Here is a 19,732-nt window from a genome sequence, read left to right as displayed (position 1 = left end):
CGGCGGCGATGCTCGCGATGCTCGCGGCCGGGTCGGCGGCGAGCATCCGCGCCCCGGTGGTCAGGACGGCTTCCAGGTTGCGTGCTGCGTCGGCTCTCATCCCCTAAAAGTACCTCCAATGAGGAGTCTGGTCGCTCCAGTCGTCACGCTTATGCGCTGTTAACAAGAAGAAGTGCTACAGTCTAGTGACAGATAAGCGATCGACCGCGGGATCCCCCGATCTCGCGGTACCTGAAGGAGCGGATTGTGATGATCACGTACGACCGGCTGTTCGTGGCGGGTTCCTGGACCGAGCCGAGCGAGTCGGAGCTGCTGGAGATCCTGTCGCCCCACGACCGGTCGGTGATCGGGCGGGCGGCGCAGGCGCGGCCGGCGGACGTGGACCGTGCGGTGGCGGCGGCCCGGGCCTCCTTCGACGCGGGTGTCTGGTCGACGGTGGCGCCCGCGGAGCGGGTGGCGGTGCTGCGCCGGTTCAACGCGCTGCGGGAGGAGAACGCGGAGCGGATCGCGGAGCTGATCTCCATGGAGAACGGATCGGCGCTGTGGTTCACCCGGGCGGGCCAGCCGGGCCTGACCCGGCAGGCCAACGCGTACCTGAAGGCGGCCGAGGAGTTCGGCTGGGAGGAGACGCTCACGCCGTCGGACCCCGCCTCCCCGTTCCGCAGCGTGGTGCGCAGGGAAGCGGTGGGCGTGGTGGCGGCGGTGATCCCGTGGAACTCGCCGTTCTCCTCGGCCACCTCGAAGATCATCCCGGCGCTGCTGGCGGGCAACTCGGTGGTCCTGAAGGTGTCGCCGGAGAACTCGCTGAGCATGGGCTTCCTGGCCGAGCTGCTGGAGCGGGTCGGGCTGCCGGAAGGCGTGGTCAGCGTGCTGCCCGCCGACCGGGAGACCAGCGAGTACCTCGTCTCGCACCCGGACGTCGACAAGATCGCGTTCACCGGCTCGACGCGGGCCGGGCGCCGGATCGCCTCCATCGCCGGTGAGCAGCTCAAGCGGGTCTCCCTGGAGCTGGGCGGCAAGTCGGCCGCGGTGATCCTGCCGGACGCCGACATCGACAAGGCGGTCGCGGGCGTGAAGTTCTCCTCGCTGCTCAACAACGGCGAGTCGTGCATCGCGCAGACCCGCATCCTGGCCCCCCGCGAGCGCTACGAGGAGGTCGTGGCCGGCCTCAAGGAGCTGGTGGAGTCCCTCAAGGTGGGCGACCCGAACGACCCGGACACCTTCATCGGCCCGATGATCCGCCCCGACCAGCAGCAGCGGGTGCGCGACTACATCCAGATCGGCATCGAGGAGGGCGCCCGCCTGGTCACCGGCGGCCCGCAGGTCCCCGAGGGCCTGGAGAAGGGCAACTACGTCACCCCGACCCTCTTCGCCGACGTCGACAACTCCATGCGCATCGCGCAGGAGGAGGTCTTCGGCCCGGTCCTGGTCGTCATCGCCTACGACGACGAGGACGAGGCCGTCCGTATCGCCAACGACTCCGAGTACGGCCTGTCCGGCGGGGTCTGGTCCTCCGACGAGGCCCACGCACTGGCCGTGGCACGGCGGATCCGGACCGGCACCGTCACCGTCAACGGCGCCTCGATCGGCTTCGACGGCCCGTTCGGCGGCTTCAAGGCCAGCGGCATCGGCCGCGAGTACGGCGCCGTCGGTCTCGGCACCTACACCGAGTACAAGACCGTCACCGTCTGACCCGTCCGGGACACCCGCGGCGCCTCCCCGGACCCCCTGCGGCGCGCGGCCGGACCGGACGACACCTCCGGCCGCGCACCCCTCACACCTTCCGGATCCTCACCCCTCTTCGGCCCCTCACACCTTCCGCCCCGACACCCCTTTCCGCTCCCTCCCCGAAAGATCCCCCGATGTCCAAGGCACAGCAATCGCCCGCACCGAGAACCCGCGGTGTCACCGCCGCCATGAGCGCCCTCGTCCTCGCGGTCCTCCTCGCCGCCCTCGACCAGACCATCGTCTCGACCGCACTGCCCCGGATAGCCGAGGACCTGAACGGGTTCGACGACATCGCGTGGGTGAGCGCCGCCTACCTGCTGGCGTCCACCGCGGTCACCCCGCTGTGGGGCAAGCTCGGCGACATGTTCGGGCGCAAGCGCCTGTACCTGGCCTCCACCTCCGTCTTCCTGATCGCCTCCGTGGCCTGCGGTCTGGCGCAGAACCTGCCCGAGCTGATCGCGGCACGCGCACTTCAGGGCGTGGGCGGCGGCGGCATGATCGTGCTGACCTTCGCGCTCGTCGGCGACATCGTCGCGCCCGGCGAACGCGGCCGGTACCAGGGCATGTTCGGCTCCGTCTACGGGGTCGCGAGCATCGTCGGACCGCTGCTCGGCGGCATCTTCACCGACCAGCTGTCCTGGCGGTGGGCCTTCCTGATCAACCTGCCCATCGGTGCGGTCGCCCTGGTCATCGCGGCACGGGTGCTGCCCGCCGGCACCAGGGGGGCCAAGGCCCGCATCGACTACCTCGGTTCGCTGGTCCTGGCCGCCATCGCCACCGGCATCGTCCTCGTCACCTCCTTCGGTGAACGCTGGGGCTGGACCTCGCCGGCCATCCTCGGCCTGATCCTCGCCACGGCCGCCCTGGCCGCCGTCCTGGTCCCCGTCGAACGGCGTGCCGCCGCCCCGGTCCTGCCGGTGACCATGCTCACCTCCCGTACCGTGGTGTTCTCCTCGCTGATCGGTTTCGTGGCCAACGCCGCCATGTTCAGCGTGCTGGTCTACCTGCCGACCTACCTCCAGGTCGTCGACGGTGTCTCGGCCACCCTGTCGGGTGTGCACCTGCTGCCGCTGGTCGCCGGCCTGGTCGTCAGCCAGTCCCTGGCCGGCCGCTGGGCCGCCCACGCCGGGCGCCTGCGCCTGATCCTGGTCTCCGGTCTGCTCGTCAACCTCGCCGGGCTGCTCCTGCTGGGCACCATCGGCGCCGCGACCGGCACCGCCCTGCTCAGCGTCTACTTCCTGATCACCGGCGTCGGCATGGGCATGGTCCCGATGGTCGTCCTGACCACGGTGCAGAACACGGTCCCGGCCGCCGACCTCGGCGCGGCGAGCGCCGTCGTCACCTTCGCCCGGTCCATCGGCGCGGCCTTCGGCGTCGCCGTCTTCGGAACGCTGCTCTCCACCGGCTTCGCCCACGGCACCCGCGCCCTGCCCACCGGCGGCGGCTTCGACCCGTCCCGCCCGGACACCATCGCCCACCTCCCCGCCGCGCTCCGCGACACCGCCCTGGACGCCTTCGCCCACGCGACGAGCAGCGGATTCCTGTGGATCGCGCCCACCCTCGCGGTCGGAACCGTCCTCGCGCTCGCGCTCAGGCGGCCGGGGGACACCACGGTCCAGGCGGCCGGCGGCGCCCCCGTCGAGAACGCCGGCGACCGGGTGGCGGTCTCCTGAACGAACGGACACGCCCTCCGGCGAGGGCACGGCACAGCAAGCGGGACCGGACCCTCGGGGCCGGTCCCGCTGCCGTTTCCAGGGATCAGGACGCGGCGCCCTGGGACCGCCTGCCGGTGCGGGCGATCAGCCACATCAGGTAGGGGGCTCCGACCGCGGCCGTCAGGACGCCGACGGGAAGCTCCACGGGGTGGAAGAGGCGGCGGGCCAGCAGGTCGGCGACCACGACGACGAGCGCGCCCGTCAACGCCGAGGACACCAGCGGGATCTGGGAGGTCCGGGTGAGCCTGCGGGCGATCTGCGGGGCGAGCAGGGCCACGAAGTCGACGGGGCCGGTGGCACCGGTCGCGACGGAGGTCAGGACCACGCCGAGCGCGGTGAGCCCGAGCCGGACCGCGTTCAGCCGGATGCCGAGCGCGCGGGCGGTGTCGTCGCTCAGCGCCGCGCCGCGCTGGGCACGGGCCGCCCACACCACCGCCGGGACGGAGCAGAGCAGGACCAGGGCGAGCGGCGCGGCCTGGTCGTAGCCCCGGCTGTTGAGCGAACCCGTCAGCCAGACCTTCGCCTGCTGGGCCACCACCACATCGCCCTTGGTGAGGACCAGCTGGGTCAGCGAGCCGAGCGCCACCGACACCCCGATGCCGATGAGCACGAAGCGCGAGGCGTGCAGCCCGCGCCGCCACGCGAAGACGTACACCAGCAGCGCGGCGCCGAGGCCGCCCGCGACGGAGACGTAGGGCAGCGCGTCGTACCGGACGAGGCCGAAGCTCATCGCGGTCACCGTGGCCAGTCCCGCCCCGTGGGTGACGCCGATGACGTCGGGGCTGGCCAGCGGATTGCGCGCGACCGTCTGGATCGTCGCGCCCGCGACGCCGAACGCGGCGCCCGCGAGCAGACCGACGACGAGGCGGGGCAGCCGCAGCGTGCCGACGACGAGTTCGTCGGGACTGGGCTGCCCGAGCAGGACGCGGATCACCTCGCGCGGTGCGGTGAACGACTCACCCGTGCACAGGTACGCCACCGCCGCGCACGCCAGCAAGGCGGCGAGGCCGGCCGCGACGAAGGCCGCCCGGCGGTGCACGAGGACACTGGCGCGCCGCGCGCGCAGCACGGCGTGTCCGGCCGGGGCGAAGGAAGCCGGGCGGGTGCGGTTCACGCGGCCACCGCCGAACGGCGTCGGACGAGGGCGATGAGGAACGGCACGCCGATCACCGCGGTCATGACGGCCACCGGGACCTCCGAAGGGGGGAAGACGACACGGCCCAGCACGTCGGAGCAGAGCAGCATCACCGGCCCGAGCAGGGCCGACAGCGGCAGCACCCAGCGGTGCGAGCTGCCGACCAGGGCGCGGGCCAGGTGCGGGACGGCGAGGCCGGTGAAGGCGATCGGGCCGACCGCCGCCACCGCGGCGCCGGTCAGCACGGTGGCCGCCAGCGCGCCCAGGGCGCGCACCCGGACCACGTGGTGGCCGAGCGCGCGGGCCGCCTCGTCGCCGAGGGCCAGGGCGTCCAGACCGCGGGCGAGCACGGCCACCAGCACCGCACCGGCCAGCAGGAAGGGCCAGACCTCGGAGACGACCTCGCCGCCGCGCCCGTCGAGTGAACCGACCTGCCAGAAACGGAACTCGTCCATGACATGGGCCCGGGTGGTGGCGACGGCGGAGACCACGGAGGCGAGGAAGGCGTTCATCGCGGCGCCCGCGAGCGCCAGTTTGACGGGACTCGCCCCGCCCCGGCCGCCGCTGGCGACGGCGTAGACGGCCACGGCCGCCACCACCGCGCCCGCGAACGCGAACCAGACGTAGCCGCCCGTGGTGTGCACGCCGAAGAAGGCGATCGCGCACACCACCCCGGCCGCGGCGCCCTGGCTGACGCCGAGGACACCGGGTTCGGCGATCGGATTGCGGGTGACGCCCTGCATCACCGTCCCGGCGAGGGCGAGCGCGACGCCCACCAGGACGCCGAGGACCGTGCGGGGCACCCGCAGCGCCCGGACCACCTGCGCGTCGTCGCCGGTGCCGCCGTGCAGCAGGGCCTGGAGCACCGTCGCGGGGGCGATCTGCCGGCTGCCGACCGCGAGGCTCAGCAGGACGGCGCCCAGCAGCATGACCGTCCCGGCCAGCAGCCAGGCCGCTCGGCGGCGGTTGGGGGGCGACATGGGCCGCGCTCACTCTCCCTCGTCAGCGTTCTTTCACCGGCGGTCTCTCGTCGACGGTCTCTTCCCCGGCGGTCACGCCGCCGGTGGCTGAGCCGGTGGTGGTCTCAGCTTGTGGTGATCTCAGCTCGTGGCGGTCCGCGCCGTCGTCCGGCTCAGGCCGTCAGGTACTTCTGGAGGTCGTCCAGGACCGAGTCGGCGGCCGTGACACCCAGTCCGAGGTACCACGTCTCGTCCGGCACGTCGTAGGCGTGGCCCGCCTTGACCGCCTTGAGGTTCTTCCACAGCGGGTTGCCCCGGGCCTTGCCGCGGGACGTGGCGTCCGGGTTGCCGTAGACCCCGCTGAAGATGTAGTCGGCGTCGGCCTTGTCGATGTTCTCGGCGCTGATCTCGGCGGCGAGGTCGGCGATGTCCTGGTTCTTCGGACGCGGAACGCCGACGTCCTTCAGGATCGTGCCGATGAACGAGTCGTTGCCGTACAGCCGGATCACACCGTTGGGCATGTAACGCACCATCGACACGGTCGGCTTGTCGGCGCCGAGTTTGTCACCCAGGGCCTTGGCCCGCTTCTCGTAGGCGGCCAGCGCGGCCTTGGCCTGGGCGGTGCGGTCCAGGGCCGCGGCGTTCAGGAGGTAGTTCTGCTTCCAGGTGAAGCCGGGCCGGATGGAGAAGACGGTGGGCGCGATCTTCGACAGCTCGTCGTAGGAGTCGGCGGCGCGCAGCCGGCTGCCCAGGATGAGGTCCGGCTTGAGCGCCGCGATGGCCTCCAGGTTGAGGCTGTTGATGGTTCCGACGCTCTTCGGCGAGCCCGCACCCTTCAGGTACGAGGGCAGGTGCGGGGACCCTTCGGTGTACGCCACGCCGACCGGCTCGACGCCGAGGGAGACCACGTTGTCCAGCTCGCCGACGTCCAGGACGACCACCCGCTCGGGGCGCTTCGCGAGTTCGGTGGTGCCCATCGCGTGCTTGATGGTGCGCGGCCACTGGCCGGGCTTGGCGTCCGTGCCCAGCGCGGCGGTCTTCTCGGCCGCACTGCCGAAGTCCTTGCCGCCCTTGGCCACCGACTTCGATCCGCCGCCCCCGGTGCTCGAGGAACTGGAGGAGGAGTTCTCCCCGCCGGAGGAGCCGCTGCCGCACGCGGAGACCGACAGTGCGGCGACGACAGCGAGGGCGACGGCGACGGGGGCGCGGCGGCGAAGGGACATGTGCACTCCGATGAGGACGGGTGAGCAGTAAGTAAGGATAGGCTCACCTTACAGGACCTTCCGGATCTGTCATGAGGTGCCTGTGCCCTCTCACCTGCGCACCAGCCACCCCGGTACCGGTATGTCCCGCGCCCGGCCCAACTGCCCATGCACCGGCCGGAGTTCATGGTCGGCCGGCCGGCCCGGCGGGCCCGGTGACATCGTGTCCGGGCCCACCGGGGCGTCCGGGACTCAGGCCTTGGCCGGTTCCGGCTGGGCCTGGGCCTGGGTCTGGGCCTTGACGGCCGGGGCCTGCTCGGCGGCGTCGTTGGCCGTGTAGAAGACCGACGTGCCCTGCTTGCTGCGGTGGGCGTGGTTCTTGGCCACCAGCCCTTCCAGGGTGGTGCGCACGACGGTGGTCTTGATGCCACGGTCGGGGTGGGCCTGACCGAGGGCGGTGGCGACCTCCGCCGCCGAACGCGGCTCCTTCTGCTCGCCGAGGTGACGGCGGACCAGTTCGACCAGCGTGGGCTGACCGGCGGCGGACTTGGCACCGGCGGACTTGGCGGCCGTGGACTTCGCGGCCGCCGGCTTGCCCGCGGTGGTGGCCTTGCCCGCGGTGGTCTTGGCCGCGGCCGGCTTCGCCGCGGCGGACTTCTCGGCCGCCGCGGACTTGGTGACCGTCGCCGACTTGGCGGCTGTCGCGGTCTTCTCGGCCGCCGTGGACTTGGCGGCCGCCGCGGTCTTCTCGGCCGTCGCCGGCTTCTTGCTCGCGGCGACGGTGTCGGCGGTGGCCTTCTTGCCGGCCGCGGGCTTGCCCGCCGCCGGCTTGGCGGCGGACTTGGCCGTACCCGTCTTGGCCGCGCCGGACTTGGCGGCGCCCGTCTTGGCGGCGCCGGACTTGGCTGCCGTAGCGGCCTTGGCGGTGGCCGTCTTGGCGGTGGCCGCCTTCGGGGTGGCCGTCCTGGCGGCGGCACCGGTCTTGGCCGAGGCCGGCTTGGCCGCGGCGGACTTGGCGGTGCTCTTGCGGCGGGGCGCGGGCACCGTGCCGGTGTTCGTGCCCGCGCTCGCGGTGTTCGCGGCCGGCGCCGCGACCGGTGCCGGCTGAGCCGCGGACGCGCCGTTCTGGGCGAGTGCCTGCCGCATGTTGACCAGCACGTCGTGGTCGCGCCGCAGGACCGCCAACTGCTCCTGCAGCGAGGCGATCTCGCCGCTGACGCGCTCCTGCTCCTTGAGGTTTCGCTCCAGGTCACCGGTCACCTGGGCGGTGTACTGCGATGCCAGATCGCGCGAAGCGGTGGGTTCAGGCATGGTGTTGGCCTCTTCTCGTGTTGCCCCGGTCGGCTGGGACGCCACTTGGCGTCGAATTGTGGATTATGGGCCATGTGGCTGGTGGCAGCGTAGTGGATGGTGCGAGCAGTGGCCTTTCACAGTTGACGTGACGCCCCCCGAGGGAGGTGTCCCGACCGTTCCCCGTGCGGTGGTGAACATGCCTTCCGGCGCCCCGGGATCAGGACGGACCGGCGGTGTCCTGCCGGTGTTCCACCGCACCGCGCGGCGCCGGGACGGAGGCCTTCGCGGTGTCCTGACGTGTGGGTTCCGCGGGCGCCTCCGGGCCCCGCGCGCGGACCAGGCGCAGCGCCAGCGGCTCGGTCCAACGGGCGGTCAGCGGACCCATGATGACGAGGATCAGCACATACGCGGTGGCCAGGGGGCCGAGCGAGGCCTCGGTCCCCGCGGTGACGGCGAGCCCGGCGATGACGATGGAGAACTCACCGCGCGCCACCAGCGTGCCGCCCGCCCGCCAGCGGCCCTTCACCGAGACACCCGCCCGCCTGGCCGCCCAGTAACCGGTGGCGATCTTCGTCAGGGTGGTCACGGCCGCCAGCGCGAGGGCGGGCAGGAGGACCGGCGGGATGTCCGCGGGGTCGGTGTGCAGGCCGAAGAAGACGAAGAACACCGCGGCGAACAGGTCGCGCAGGGGTGCGAGCAGATGGTGCGCGCCCTCGGCGACCTCACCCGACAGGGCGATGCCGACCAGGAACGCCCCCACGGCGGCGGAGACCTGAAGCTGCTGGGCGACACCGGCGACCAGCAGCGTCAGGCCCAGTACGACCAGCAGCAGCTTCTCCGGGTCGTCACTGGAGACGAACCGGGAGATGTGCCGGCCGAAGCGCACCGCGAGCAGCAGCACCAGCCCGGCGACACCGAGGGCGATGGCCAGGGTGACACTGCCCGCCGCCAGACCGCTGCCCGCGAGCAGCGCCGTCACGATCGGCAGGTACACGGCCATGGACAGGTCCTCGAGGACGAGGATGCTCAGCACCACGGGTGTCTCGCGGTTGCCGAGCCGGCCCAGGTCGCCCAGCACCTTGGCGATGACGCCGGAGGAACTGACCCAGGTGACACCGGCGAGCACCACGGCCGCCACGGGCCCCCAGCCCAGCAGCAGCGCCATGAGAGCGCCGGGCAGCGCGTTGAGAGCGGCGTCGACGAGACCGGCCGGGTACTGGGTCTTCAGGTTGGAGACCAGGTCGCTGGCCGTGTACTCCAGACCGAGCATGAGCAGCAGCAGGATGACGCCGATCTCGGCGCCGATCGCGACGAACTCCTCACTGGCCCCGAGCGGCAGCAGCCCGCCCTCCCCGAAGGCCAGCCCGGCCAGCAGGTACAGCGGGATCGGTGAGAAGCGCAGCCGCCCGGCGAACCGGCCGAGCAGTCCGAGTCCGAGGAGGATCGCGCCGAACTCGATGAGGAAGACAGCGGTCGAGTGCATGCGGTCACTCCCGCCCGAGTATTCCGGCGGCAGCGTCCACGCCTTCCAGGGTGCCGATGACGATCAGCACGTCACCGCCGGCGAGCCGGAAGTCGGGGCCGGGGGAGGGCACCGCCTCCGCCCGGCGCAGCACGGCCACGATGGACACGCCGGTCCGGGTCCGCATCTGCGTGTCGCCCAGCACCCTGCCGTTCCAGTACGAGGTGGCGGACAGTGTGATCCGCTCGGCCACCAGCCCCAGTTCGGTGGTCGACAGCAGGTTCGGACTGTGGTGCGCCGGCATCAGCGCGTCGATGAGGCTCTCCGACTCGCCCGGTGTCAGCCGCACCGACAGCGCGCACGCGTCGGCGTCGTCCTCCCGGTAGGCGCTGAGCGTCCGGGTGCCGTCCCGGTGGGCCACCACCGACAGGCGGCGTTGCTCGCGGGTCGTCAGGTCGTAGCGCGTGCCGATGCCCGGCAGCGGTGTGTTGCTCATGCGTGCAGCTCCCACGCTTGTCTCCCTCGCTGGTTCCATGCGGCTTGACCATTTCTTTGCCAACCGCCTGGGACACCCTAACGACCGCCTCCGCCGCGCGGCGAGGGCGGTCACCGGGCGGCGGAGGAGGCAAGCGTGGGAGCGGGGGCGCGGACGTGCCCCGGCGGGGCTGTCAGGCGTTCGGGTCGAACGGGATGCCCGCGGGCATGGAGTGGGCGAGGGCGTACGCGAAGTCGCCGTCCCTGATCTTGATGGTGGCCGCGCCGAAGTCCGCGCCCATCAGCTTGTCGCGGAAGCCCGCGGGGTAGCCGTTCCATCCGACCAGCCGCGGGTAGAACCAGCCGCCCGTGACGTTCTCCGGGGGTTCGTCGTTGCTCCCGGCGAACCGGAAGCAGTGCGTGGAGACGCCGTCCTTGTGGTAGACGATCTTGGGGTGGGTGCCGTCGAACCGCACCGACGAGGCGGACGCCACCTGGTAACCGGAGTGCTGGGACACGGAGACGTACTTGACCTGGTTGTCGTTGATCCAGACCACGACGTGCTCCCAGTCGTGCGTGTGCCCGATCGCGGCCGGGCCGAGGGTGGCCTGGTCCTTCTCGAAGTAACTGGCGTACATGACCGCGCACCAGCCCTGGTCGCACTTCTCCCGCGAGTAGGTGTTGGCGTTGGCCAGCTGGGCGTAGTCGTGGCAGTGGCCGTTGACGTCACCGCCCAGCCGCAGCCCCGGGTTGAGGGTGCCGTCGGCACCGATGGCGGCGGTGGCGTAGCAGCCGTCGCCGTCGTAGTCGTAGGCGGGCGAGAAGGTCTGTTCGAGACCGTCGGCGTTCTGCGGCAGCAGCGTGAGGACGGCGGCGTCGGCGTGCGCGGGGAACACCAGGGAGACCAGGGTCAGCACACCGAGCAGGGACAGGAGCGGGACGCACCGTCGGCGCATGGCGGGAGTCCTCCCAACTGACGAGCAAGGCAGGTGAGTTGATGCACCATCAAGCTGGCACAGGGTGGTGGGCGGTGCAAGGGTGCCCGGACGCTCCGGCCCGCCGGGCGGGACCCGCGCGCTTAAGGTTTCTCCTGAAGCATGTTTGTATGGCACATGTTTGTGTCAGGTGTCCGCGTACTTCCACAGCAGAAGGAACATCCACATGAGTTCGTCACCCCCCGCCTTTCCGGCCGACCGTACGGCCGGCTGCCCCTTCGACCCGCCCGCGCTGTACACGGAACTGCGACAGCGTGAGGCCCCCGCGCGGGTGCGCATCTGGGACGGGAGCACCCCGTGGCTGGTCACCCGCCACGACGACCAGCGCGCGGTGTTAGCCGACCCCCGCTTCAGCGCCGACCCCTCCCGGCCCGGCTTCCCCTCGCCGAGCGCGGGTTTCAAGGCGCAGGGAGCCGCGGAGATCCAGGCGTTCGTCACCCAGGACGACCCCGAGCACGCGCGTCAGCGACGGATGCTGGCCGGGCACTTCACCGTCCGGCGGGTGGCCGCGCTGGCCCCCCGGATCCAGGAGATCATCGACGGTCTGCTGGACCGCATGGAGGCCGCGGGCCCTCCGGCCGACCTGGTCGAGGACTTCGCGCTGCCGATGCCCTCCCTGGTCATCGGGGAACTGCTCGGGGTGCCCCGCGAGGACCAGCCGCTGTTCCAGGACGCGGCCCGCGCGATGATCGCCCGGGACAGCACCGTCGACGAGTTCACCGCAGCCCGCGCCGAACTCGCCTCCTACCTGCGCGAGTTGATCGCCGCCAAGGAGCGGTCGCCCGGAGACGACCTGCTGAGCTCCCTGGTGGTGGAACGAGTGCGCGGCGGCGAACTCGGCTCCGCCCTCCTCGTGGAGATCGCCGTGTCCCTGCTGGTCGCCGGGCACGAGACGACCGCCAACATGACGGCGCTCGGCACCCTCGTGCTCCTCGGCGACCCCGCCCGGCTCGCCCTCGTCCGTGACAGCCGCGACGCCGCCCGGGTGGCGTCCGCCGTCGAGGAACTGCTGCGGTACCTCACCATCACGCACAGCGGACTGGCCCGCGTCGCCACCGAGGACGTGGAGGTCGGCGGCCGGCTGGTCCGTGCCGGTGAGGGAGTGATCCTGGCCAACGCCGCCGGCAACCGTGACGCGGCCGTCTTCACCGACCCCGACCGCTTCGACCCCGCCCGCGCCGACGTCCGCAGGCACCTCGCCTTCGGACACGGCGTCCACCAGTGCCTCGGTCAGAACCTGGCCCGCACCGAACTGCAACTCGCCTACCCCGCACTGCTGCGCCGGTTCCCGAACCTGCGCGTCGCGGTGCCCCACGACGCCGTCGCGTTCAAACACGACATGCTCATCTACGGCGTCCACGAACTGCCGGTCACCTGGTGACGAGGCCCCCGCACGGAAAGGAACACATGCACCACCCCCGCACCCCCCACCAGGACCGCTCCGCTCCCACCGGTCCGCCCGTACCCTTCGACCCCGAGCTGGCGGCCTTCCTCGACGGCCCGGCCGTTCCCCCCGGCGCCGAGCCGTCCTCGCCCGCCGACGTCCCCCGCTGGCGGGCCCTGCTCGCCGGCACCTCCCCCGACCCCACGGACGAGGAACTGAGCGACGGCGGCGCCTTCGACGTGCACGAGCGGCGCGTGCCCGGCCCCGCGGGAGCCCCCGCCGTCCCCCTGCTCGTCGCCCGCCCCGCCTCCCTGCGCGAGGGCGCCCCCGTCGTCTACCACCTGCACGGCGGCGGCATGATCGGCGGGACACACCGCACCGGACTCGCGGGCGTGCTGCGCGAATGGGCGGCGCCGCTGGGCGCGGTGGTGGTCTCCGCCGGGTACCGGCTCGCGCCCGAGCACCCCTACCCCGCCGGGGTGGAGGACTGCTACGCGGGCCTGGAATGGGTGGCCCGGCACATCGACGGGTTCGGCGGCGACCCGCGGCGGATCGTGGTGGCCGGAGGCAGCGCGGGCGGCGGACTCGCCACCGCCGTCGCCCTCATGGCCCGTGACCGCGGCGGTCCCGCCCTCGCCGGCGTCCTCGCCATGTGCCCCATGCTCGACGACCGCAACGACACGCACTCCGCCCGCCAGATGACCGGCCGCGGCGTGTGGGACCGGCACGCCAACGACGTCGGCTGGGCCTGTCTGCTGGGCGAGACCCGGGGCACCCCCGGCGTCCCGCCCTACGCGGCACCCGCCCGCGCCACCGACCTCGCAGGGCTGCCGCCCTTCTACATCGACGCGGGCGCGGCCGAGACCTACCGCGACGAGGACGTGGCCCTGGCGGCGTCCCTCTGGCGGGCCGGCGGCGACGCCGAACTGCACGTCTGGTCGGGCGGCTTCCACGGCTTCGACCAGATCGCCCCGGACACCGCCGTCTCCCGGGACGCCCGCGCGGCACGCCTGCGCTGGCTGCGCCGCGTCCTGGCCCGCTGACCCGCCGGGCAGCGTGCGCGGGCCGCGGGCCGGGGCCGCGTGCTCGGGTTTCGTGCGCGGGCTTCGTGTCCGCTCAGGCCTTCAGCGCGTAGAAGTGCATCGGGGAGTTCGGACGGAAACCGATGCGCGGGTAGACGGGCGCGCCGGCGGCCGTCGCGTGCAGGGTGGCGCGGGTCAGGCCGGTGGCCCGCGCCCCCTCGTGCAGCGCCTTGCGGGTCACCGCCTCGCCGTAGCCGCGGCGCTGTAGGCGCGGGTCGGTGGCGACCAGCGCCACGAACAGCCGGCCGTCGGCCTCCACCGCCGCCGCGCACGCCACCGGCACTCCGTCGCGCAGCGCCAGGTACGCGTACGCGTCGTCCTTCCACAGCGTGGAGCCGAGGAGCCCGTCGCGGCCGTCCTCCAGCGGGAAGCCGTAGGCGCGCGAGTTGAGGTCCGCGTACGCCCGGAGCTGGTCGTCCGTGGTCACCCGTGCGAAGGTCAGGTCGGGGTGGACCGGATCGGGCAGGGGCAGGATGTCCCCGGCCATCCCGGTACCGGGGAAGGCGGGTGTAAGCCCGGCCCGCCCGGCCGCCGCCGGCAGCGCCTGCCGGGCCCCCTCGTCGAGCAGGTCCTCGAACACCCACAGGAAGCCCGGGTGCTCCTTGCCCCGCATGACGTCCGCCGCACGGCCCAGCCGCTCGGCCAGGAGGTCCGCGTCCGCGCCGACGTCCGTCAGCGTGACGCAGTTCCAGAAGGCGAACCGGCAGTCCGCCCAGCGCACGGCGACCCCGGGTAAGTCCCGTACGTCCGCCTCCGGGTCGCGGTCGAGCACCATCATGCGCCACACGGCCGCGAGCTGCTCCATGGATTCGATCGACTCGGCGAGATCCGCCACTGTCCCACTCCCTTGCCTCGACGTGCGGGAATCGTCCGAGTACAACACGGCCACCGCCCGTCCGCGGTTCACCACGACGTCCCCCGCGGTCCACCGGCGGGCCCGCTGTCAGTGGTGGCTGCGACCCTGTTGCGTATGGACGAGCAGGACTTCATGCGGGGCCGGGTCTACGGCTCCGACCACGAGGACGCCGCGCCCCGGCCCGGGCGCCGCTACGCGCAACTGGTGGCCGGGCCGCTGGACGGTCTGCTGCTGGACGTCACCGACCGGCCCGCGCACACCCGCGCGGACAGTGTCGTCCTGCCGACGGAGATAGGCAGGTACGGCCCCGGCGGCCGGACGGTGTACGCGCCCCGCCCCGCCGATCCCGGCCGCTTCGACTGGCGCGGTGACCTGCCCTGATCCGGCGCGGGCCGGCCGCCGGCGCACCCGATCGATCCGGGCACGGAATGTCGGGTCCGGCACCGGACCGGCTGCCTAGCGTGGTGGACACAGGAAAGGAAGGAAGGGGACCGGGAGTGCTGGAGCGGCTCAACCAGGCCATGGAACACATCGAGGACCACCTGTCGGAGTCCGTCGACGTGGCCGCGCTGGCGCGGATCGCGACCACGTCGGAGTACCACCTGCGCCGGATGTTCTCCTCGCTCGCGGGCATACCGCTGTCGGAGTACGTACGGCGCAGACGGCTCACCGTCGCGGGCGCCGAGGTCCTCGCCGGACGCGACTCGCTGCTGGACATCGCGGTGCGCCACGGCTACGGCTCGGGCGAGGCGTTCGCCCGGGCGTTCCGCGCCATGCACGGCGTCGGGCCCGGCGAGGCCCGCCGTACGGGTGCCGCACTCGTCTCCCAGCCCCGGCTGTCCTTCCGTCTCACCGTCGAAGGAAGCAGCAGCATGCGATATCGCGTAGTGGACCGGCCGGACTTCACCGTCGTCGGGTACAAGGCCCGGCTGCCCCTGGTGCACCTGGGGCCGAACCAGCCGATGACCGACTTCATCCGCGGACTGGGCCGGCCGGCCCTGGAGCGGCTGGAGAAGCTGTCGGACCAGGAACCGCACGGGGTGGTCGCCGTCTGCGACGGCCTCGACCCCTCGCGCGCCGAGGGCACCGAGTTCGACTACTACCAGGGGGCGATCACCTCCGCCGCCGTCCCCGACGGCATGACGTCCCTGGCGGTTGCGGCCGGCACCTGGGCGGTGTTCACCACCTCCGGCCCGGCACCCGAGGCCATCCAGATGCTGTGGCACGACGTGTTCACCCAGTGGTTCCCCTCCAACCCGTACCGCAGCCGCCCCGGCCCCGAGATCCTGCGCACCCGTGCGCAGGAGGGCGGGACCGGGGCGGACGCCGAACTGTGGCTGCCCGTGGAGCGGGAGGAGAGCTGAGCCGGAGGCGGCGGCCGGCCGGGGCGCGCCCGTCGCGCCGAGGCCGTGCGGTGCAGAGCAGCGGACGAAAACGGGTTCCGGTCGGCGGGCGGTGTCCGGTGCGTGCGGTCGCAAGGTGCCGGAAGGTCCTGGTGGCGGAGCTGTCAGGGCCTTCCGGCCACGCGGCGCAGGGCGCGTGCCGGGCGCCGACCGCCGGGGCGCGCTTCTGTCCGCGGCTCTCAGGGCAGCGGGGTGCCGCGAGCGGCCACCCACAGTTCGTACCACTCCTCGTGGGAGAGGCGGGTCTCGCCGCTCACCGCGTCGGCGCAGGCGCGGATGCGCTCCGGGCGCGTGGTGCCGACGACCGGGGCGATGCCCGCCGGGTGGCGCTGCAGCCACCACAGCAGGACGGTCTGCGGTGTCGTCCCCTTGCGCCGGGCCAGATCGGCGACGAGCCGGCCGGCCGGGGTGTCGTCGCCTTCGGCGAACCGGCCCCGGGCCAGTGCCCCCCAGGCCTGGAGCCGGATGCCGGCCGCCGCACAGTGCTCGACCGTCCCCGGCGGCCAGCCGGTCCCGGCGGCGGCCGGGGTGTTGAAGAGCACCCCGGCCTCCACCCAGTCCCGGTGGGCGAGGCTCATCTCCAGCTGGTCGACGACCAGCGGCACCTCCAGCCGGGCCTGGAGGGAGGCGATCTGCGGCCCGCTCATGTTGGACACGCCGAACTGCCGTACCAGGCCCTGGGAGTGCAGGGAGGTGAGGGCCCCGGCGATCTCGTCCGGGTCCGCGAGCGGGTCGGGCCGGTGCAGCAGCAGCACGTCCACCGCGTCCGTACGCAGCCGTGCCAGGCTCTCCTCCACCCGGCGCACGATGCTCGCGGCGCGCAGGTCGTAGTGGCCCACCCGGTCGCCCTCGGGCAGCCGGATACCGCACTTCGTCTGCACGGTGATCCGCTCGCGCAGGCCCGGGGCGCGGGCGAGCACCTCGCCGAAGACGGCCTCCGACTTGCCGAACCGGTAGATGTCGGCGTGGTCGAACGCCGTGATGCCCGCGGCCAGGGCCGCTTCGACGGCCGCCTCGGCCCGCCCCACGTCCTCGGCGGTGTACGGGAGGGTGTCCCAGCCGCCGCCCAGGCCCATGCAGCCGTACAGCAGCCGGTGCGCGCGGATGTCGGGGGGTGCCGTCATGGCGGTCTCCGTCGGGTGAGAGGTGACAGGCAAGGAGGAGAGGGAGGGGAGGAGAGGGAGGGGAGAGGGGGCAGCGGCGGCCGCCGGGCCGGTCAGGCGCGCAGGGCGTCGGCGAGCATCTCGGCGGCGGCGAGCACCGGCAGCTGCGTGTTCGCGGCCGGCACCGTCGGCAGTACGGAGGCGTCGGCGATCCGCAGGTCCGCCACGCCCCGCACCCGGCCCTCGCCGTCGACCACGGCCAGCGGGTCGTCCTGCGGTCCCATGGCGCAGGTCCCCACGGGATGCCAGTAGGTGCCCACCCGGTCGCGCAGGTCCGCGTCGGACAGTTCACGCACCGGCACGCCGCCGTCGGCCGGCGGCCCGGCCAGGGAGCCCAGGGCGGTGGCCAGGTCCGCCGCCTTCTCCAGTCCCGAGCGCAGCACGGCGACGTCGTGTCCGTCCGGGTCGGTCAGGAACGCCGGGTCGATCTCGGGCGGTTCGGCGGGGTCGGCCGAACGCAGCCGGACCCGGCCGCGGGAGACCGGCTTCATGAGGAAGGCGGACACCCCGGCCTCGTACTCGCCCGGCGGCAGCTTCCCGAACAGCGGCGGACCCGCCGTGGGCAGCAGGTGCAGGTCCCACGCCCCGTCGGGGCAGCGCTCGCTCGCCGCCCTGACCAGCATCCGGCTCACATAGAGTTCCCCGGCGGCCTCCTTGGCGGCCAGCGCCGCGTTCAGCGCGGGCGTCGGGGACAGCGGCAGGAACACCCCGGGCTGGTCGGACAGGTTCGCGCCGACCCCGGGCAGGTCCGCCTCGCAGCGGATGCCGTTCTCCGCCAGGTGCGCGGCCGGGCCGAGGCCGCTGCGCAGCAGCACGGCGGGCGAGCCGAAGGTGCCGGCCGCCAGGACGTACGTCCCGGCCGTCAGCGTCGTGGGCCCGCCGTCCGCGTGCACCCGCACGCCGTGCACGCGCCCGCCGCGCACGGTCAGCCGGTCCACCAGGGCGCCGCTGAGCACCGTCAGGTTGGGCCGGGCCCGCGTCGCCGGGTCCAGGTAGGCGAAGGCCGCGTTGCGGCGCAGGCCGTCCACGGCGTTCAGCAGGGGCCGGCCACGGCCGGGGCCGCCCTCGGCCGAGCCCATGTCGACCTCGGGGTAGCCCAGCCGGCCGGCCGCATCGAGGGCGCCCTCGCTCCACGCGGACAGTTCGCGGTCCGGGACCGTGCGCAGCCCCATCCGCTCCACCGCCCCGCGCCGGTACGGGTCCATCGCCGGGGCCGACCAGCGCTCGCCGCCCGCGCGGACCCACTCGGCGTGGTCGGCCGGTGAACCCCACGTGTTCCAGCAGCCGTTGATGCACGAGGAGCCGCCCAGCACGCGGGCGCGGATGCGGTAGAACGCGGTGTGCCGCTCCCACACGTCCTCGCGGGGCAGGGCGCGCGCGTTGCGCACCTTCTCCGGCCAGTCCCGCTCCCTGGGACCGTAGTCCGGGCCCGCCTCCACGAGACAGACCGAGCGGCCGGGGTCCTCGCTGAGCCGGGCCGCCAGCACGCAGCCCGCCACACCGCCGCCGAGGATGACGACGTCGTAGCCGGAGGGGATCGATGAGCTTGCCATGGCTGCTCCCATGAGGTGTCGTCGCCGGGTGAACGGCGGGGTGAACGGCGGGGTGAACGGCGGGGTGAAGGGCTGGATGGAGGGAGGGGTGAACGGCGGGCGGACGGGTGCGCCGGCCGGCGCCCGGCCACCGGGCTGCCACGGACGCGTCACGGTCGCACGGACCACGGGCGCGCTGCGGCTGCCCGGCGTCCTGGGGCACGCCGCGGCCGCGCGGGGACCGCGGGCGCCCTACGGCTGGACGGGGCACGCGGGACGCGGGTGTTACGACCGCGCAGGGCCCGGGTCCGTGCCCGTGTCCGTGCCGCTGCCGGTGAACGCGGGCGCCAGCAGCCGGGCCCCCTCCGCCACGCCCCGCACGGTGAGCTTCTCCGTGGCCGGGAGCGCGGGCAGCACCTCACTGGTGAGGCAGGCGTTCGCCGGGCGGGAGGCGTAGCGCGTCCGGGCCCGGGGCACCGGGACGACCAGGCCGGGCGGTGCTCCCAGGGCCCCGGCGATCACCGCCGCCCACTCCGCGCGGGTGACCCGGTCCGGGCCGCCCAGGTGCAGCACCGCCGGCAGCGGGTCCGCGGTGCGCAGCAGGGCCGCCGTCACCTCGGCCACGTCGGGCAGGACCACGGGCGTCGTCCAGTGGTCGTCGGGGGCCTCCACGCGCTCGCCGCGCAGCAGCCGGTGGGCGCAGACGGCGAAGAAGTTGAGCCACTTGCCCGCGTCGGCGCCCTCGTGACCGTAGACCAGGCTGACGCGCAGCGCGACGGCGCCCGGGGACGCGGACAGCAGCGCCCCTTCGGCCGCGAGCTTGGCCCGGCCGTAGGCGTTGGCCGGGCTCACGGGCGTGCTCTCGGTGTTGTGCGCCGAGGTGCCGTCGAAGACGTTGTCGGTGGAGACCAGCACGATCCGCGCGTCCCGGGCCAGGGCGGCGAAGTTCTCCGCCACGGCGACGTGCGCGGCCCGCGCCTGCTCGGGGTGTTCCTCGCACCAGGTGGCGTCGGAGGGGCCGTGCACCAGGACCACGCGGTCGGGACGGACCCGGGCCAGGAGCCGGCCGCAGGACCGCCGGTCGGTGGCGTCCAGCGCCTCCCAGCGGACCCCGTACGACTCCGGAGCCGGGACGGGGCGGCGGCGCGAGGCGAGCGTCACCGCCTCACCCGAGGCGATCAGCCGACGGGCGAGGGCGGAGCCGATCAGCCCGCTGCCCACCACGAGCGTGCGCGCCGCCCCCGCGGCGCCCGGCGTCCGGACGTTCGCGGCGCCCGGGACGGGGACGCTCGCGGCGCCCGGTGCCGGGTGATCGCCGGCGGCGCCCCCCGCGTGGCCGTTCACGCCGT

At 73.5% G+C, this 19,732-nt stretch carries 17 protein-coding genes; 6 read left to right on the top strand and 11 right to left on the bottom strand.

The window, feature by feature from the left end:
• The first annotated feature begins 249 nt into the window (after positions 1 to 249).
• Both IG64_RS25920 and IG64_RS25915 read left to right on the top strand, forming a co-directional pair.
• On the top strand, positions 250 to 1,692 hold the full coding sequence (locus tag IG64_RS25920) for an aldehyde dehydrogenase (protein ID WP_037860455.1): 1,443 nt from the start codon (positions 250 to 252) through the stop codon (positions 1,690 to 1,692).
• A gap of 170 nt (positions 1,693 to 1,862) precedes the next feature.
• Entirely contained in the window at positions 1,863 to 3,401 is a 1,539-nt protein-coding gene (locus IG64_RS25915) for an MDR family MFS transporter (protein WP_051813350.1), read from the top strand.
• Between the two features lie 85 nt (positions 3,402 to 3,486).
• Here IG64_RS25915 and IG64_RS25910 read toward each other — a convergent pair whose 3' ends face one another.
• From IG64_RS25910 to IG64_RS25880, 7 genes are all read right to left on the bottom strand, one after another.
• A complete protein-coding gene (locus tag IG64_RS25910; protein ID WP_037860453.1) occupies positions 3,487 to 4,557 on the bottom strand; it encodes a FecCD family ABC transporter permease in 1,071 nt (356 codons plus the stop codon).
• On the bottom strand, positions 4,554 to 5,558 hold the full coding sequence (locus tag IG64_RS25905; RefSeq protein WP_037860451.1) for a FecCD family ABC transporter permease: 1,005 nt from the start codon (positions 5,556 to 5,558) through the stop codon (positions 4,554 to 4,556). Before IG64_RS25905 ends, IG64_RS25910 begins: the two co-directional genes overlap by 4 nt.
• 152 nt (positions 5,559 to 5,710) lie before the next feature.
• Complete coding sequence (locus IG64_RS25900) at positions 5,711 to 6,760, bottom strand: ABC transporter substrate-binding protein (RefSeq protein WP_037860450.1); 1,050 nt, start codon at positions 6,758 to 6,760, stop codon at positions 5,711 to 5,713.
• Positions 6,761 to 6,991: 231 nt separating this feature from the next.
• Positions 6,992 to 8,050, bottom strand: coding sequence for a BlaI/MecI/CopY family transcriptional regulator (locus tag IG64_RS25895; protein ID WP_037860448.1), 1,059 nt, complete (start codon positions 8,048 to 8,050; stop codon positions 6,992 to 6,994).
• A 199-nt stretch (positions 8,051 to 8,249) separates the two neighbouring features.
• Positions 8,250 to 9,515, bottom strand: coding sequence for a cation:proton antiporter (locus IG64_RS25890; RefSeq protein WP_037860446.1), 1,266 nt, complete (start codon positions 9,513 to 9,515; stop codon positions 8,250 to 8,252).
• A 4-nt stretch (positions 9,516 to 9,519) separates the two neighbouring features.
• The gene (locus tag IG64_RS25885; protein WP_037860444.1) at positions 9,520 to 9,990 is read right to left on the bottom strand and encodes a cation:proton antiporter regulatory subunit; all 471 of its coding nucleotides are present in this window, start codon (positions 9,988 to 9,990) and stop codon (positions 9,520 to 9,522) included.
• A 172-nt stretch (positions 9,991 to 10,162) separates the two neighbouring features.
• Positions 10,163 to 10,924, bottom strand: coding sequence for an NPP1 family protein (locus IG64_RS25880; protein ID WP_037860442.1), 762 nt, complete (start codon positions 10,922 to 10,924; stop codon positions 10,163 to 10,165).
• 205 nt (positions 10,925 to 11,129) lie between these two features.
• On the opposite strand from IG64_RS25880, the gene IG64_RS25875 reads away from it, so the two are divergent.
• Together IG64_RS25875 and IG64_RS25870 are read left to right on the top strand one after the other, a co-directional pair.
• Positions 11,130 to 12,344 carry a cytochrome P450 gene (locus tag IG64_RS25875; RefSeq protein ID WP_199811653.1) on the top strand — a complete coding sequence of 405 codons (1,215 nt, stop codon included), beginning with the start codon at positions 11,130 to 11,132 and terminating at the stop codon, positions 12,342 to 12,344.
• Positions 12,345 to 12,370: 26 nt separating this feature from the next.
• Entirely contained in the window at positions 12,371 to 13,390 is a 1,020-nt protein-coding gene (locus tag IG64_RS25870) for an alpha/beta hydrolase (RefSeq protein WP_051813348.1), read from the top strand.
• Positions 13,391 to 13,463: 73 nt separating this feature from the next.
• Here IG64_RS25870 and IG64_RS25865 read toward each other — a convergent pair whose 3' ends face one another.
• Complete coding sequence (locus IG64_RS25865; RefSeq protein ID WP_037860440.1) at positions 13,464 to 14,264, bottom strand: GNAT family N-acetyltransferase; 801 nt, start codon at positions 14,262 to 14,264, stop codon at positions 13,464 to 13,466.
• 135 nt (positions 14,265 to 14,399) lie between these two features.
• Between IG64_RS25865 and IG64_RS25860 the strand changes: the two genes are divergently transcribed.
• Both IG64_RS25860 and IG64_RS25855 read left to right on the top strand, forming a co-directional pair.
• Positions 14,400 to 14,666, top strand: coding sequence for a hypothetical protein (locus IG64_RS25860; protein ID WP_037860438.1), 267 nt, complete (start codon positions 14,400 to 14,402; stop codon positions 14,664 to 14,666).
• A 116-nt stretch (positions 14,667 to 14,782) separates the two neighbouring features.
• Positions 14,783 to 15,649 (top strand): AraC family transcriptional regulator, encoded by an 867-nt coding sequence (locus tag IG64_RS25855; protein ID WP_037860436.1) that lies wholly within the window; start codon positions 14,783 to 14,785, stop codon positions 15,647 to 15,649.
• Positions 15,650 to 15,867: 218 nt separating this feature from the next.
• On the opposite strand, the gene IG64_RS25850 is transcribed toward IG64_RS25855, so the two are convergent.
• The 3 genes from IG64_RS25850 to IG64_RS25840 all read right to left on the bottom strand — a co-directional run bounded on the left by IG64_RS25850 (position 15,868) and on the right by IG64_RS25840 (position 19,727).
• A complete protein-coding gene (locus tag IG64_RS25850; RefSeq protein WP_234438614.1) occupies positions 15,868 to 16,812 on the bottom strand; it encodes an aldo/keto reductase in 945 nt (314 codons plus the stop codon).
• A gap of 92 nt (positions 16,813 to 16,904) precedes the next feature.
• A complete protein-coding gene (locus IG64_RS25845) occupies positions 16,905 to 18,404 on the bottom strand; it encodes a GMC family oxidoreductase (protein WP_158771642.1) in 1,500 nt (499 codons plus the stop codon).
• 264 nt (positions 18,405 to 18,668) lie between these two features.
• A complete protein-coding gene (locus tag IG64_RS25840; RefSeq protein ID WP_158771640.1) occupies positions 18,669 to 19,727 on the bottom strand; it encodes an SDR family oxidoreductase in 1,059 nt (352 codons plus the stop codon).
• Positions 19,728 to 19,732: the final 5 nt, after the last annotated feature.

The sequence above is a fragment of the Streptomyces sp. NRRL S-340 genome, assembly GCF_000720185.1.
Taxonomy (GTDB): Bacteria; Actinomycetota; Actinomycetes; order Streptomycetales; family Streptomycetaceae; genus Streptomyces.
This window is presented reverse-complemented; position numbering and strand designations above follow the sequence as displayed.

Excerpts from the sequence above, each read along its gene's own strand:
- IG64_RS25920 (WP_037860455.1), top strand. The coding sequence starts at position 250 with ATGATCACGTACGACCGGCTGTTCGTGGCGGGTTCCTGGACCGAGCCG.
- IG64_RS25915 (WP_051813350.1), top strand. The coding sequence starts at position 1,863 with ATGTCCAAGGCACAGCAATCGCCCGCACCGAGAACCCGCGGTGTCACC.
- IG64_RS25905 (WP_037860451.1), bottom strand. The coding sequence starts at position 5,558 with ATGTCGCCCCCCAACCGCCGCCGAGCGGCCTGGCTGCTGGCCGGGACG.
- IG64_RS25900 (WP_037860450.1), bottom strand. The coding sequence starts at position 6,760 with ATGTCCCTTCGCCGCCGCGCCCCCGTCGCCGTCGCCCTCGCTGTCGTC.
- IG64_RS25895 (WP_037860448.1), bottom strand. The coding sequence starts at position 8,050 with ATGCCTGAACCCACCGCTTCGCGCGATCTGGCATCGCAGTACACCGCC.
- IG64_RS25890 (WP_037860446.1), bottom strand. The coding sequence starts at position 9,515 with ATGCACTCGACCGCTGTCTTCCTCATCGAGTTCGGCGCGATCCTCCTC.
- IG64_RS25885 (WP_037860444.1), bottom strand. The coding sequence starts at position 9,990 with ATGAGCAACACACCGCTGCCGGGCATCGGCACGCGCTACGACCTGACG.
- IG64_RS25880 (WP_037860442.1), bottom strand. The coding sequence starts at position 10,924 with ATGCGCCGACGGTGCGTCCCGCTCCTGTCCCTGCTCGGTGTGCTGACC.
- IG64_RS25875 (WP_199811653.1), top strand. The coding sequence starts at position 11,130 with ATGAGTTCGTCACCCCCCGCCTTTCCGGCCGACCGTACGGCCGGCTGC.
- IG64_RS25870 (WP_051813348.1), top strand. The coding sequence starts at position 12,371 with ATGCACCACCCCCGCACCCCCCACCAGGACCGCTCCGCTCCCACCGGT.
- IG64_RS25860 (WP_037860438.1), top strand. The coding sequence starts at position 14,400 with ATGGACGAGCAGGACTTCATGCGGGGCCGGGTCTACGGCTCCGACCAC.
- IG64_RS25850 (WP_234438614.1), bottom strand. The coding sequence starts at position 16,812 with ATGACGGCACCCCCCGACATCCGCGCGCACCGGCTGCTGTACGGCTGC.
- IG64_RS25845 (WP_158771642.1), bottom strand. The coding sequence starts at position 18,404 with ATGGCAAGCTCATCGATCCCCTCCGGCTACGACGTCGTCATCCTCGGC.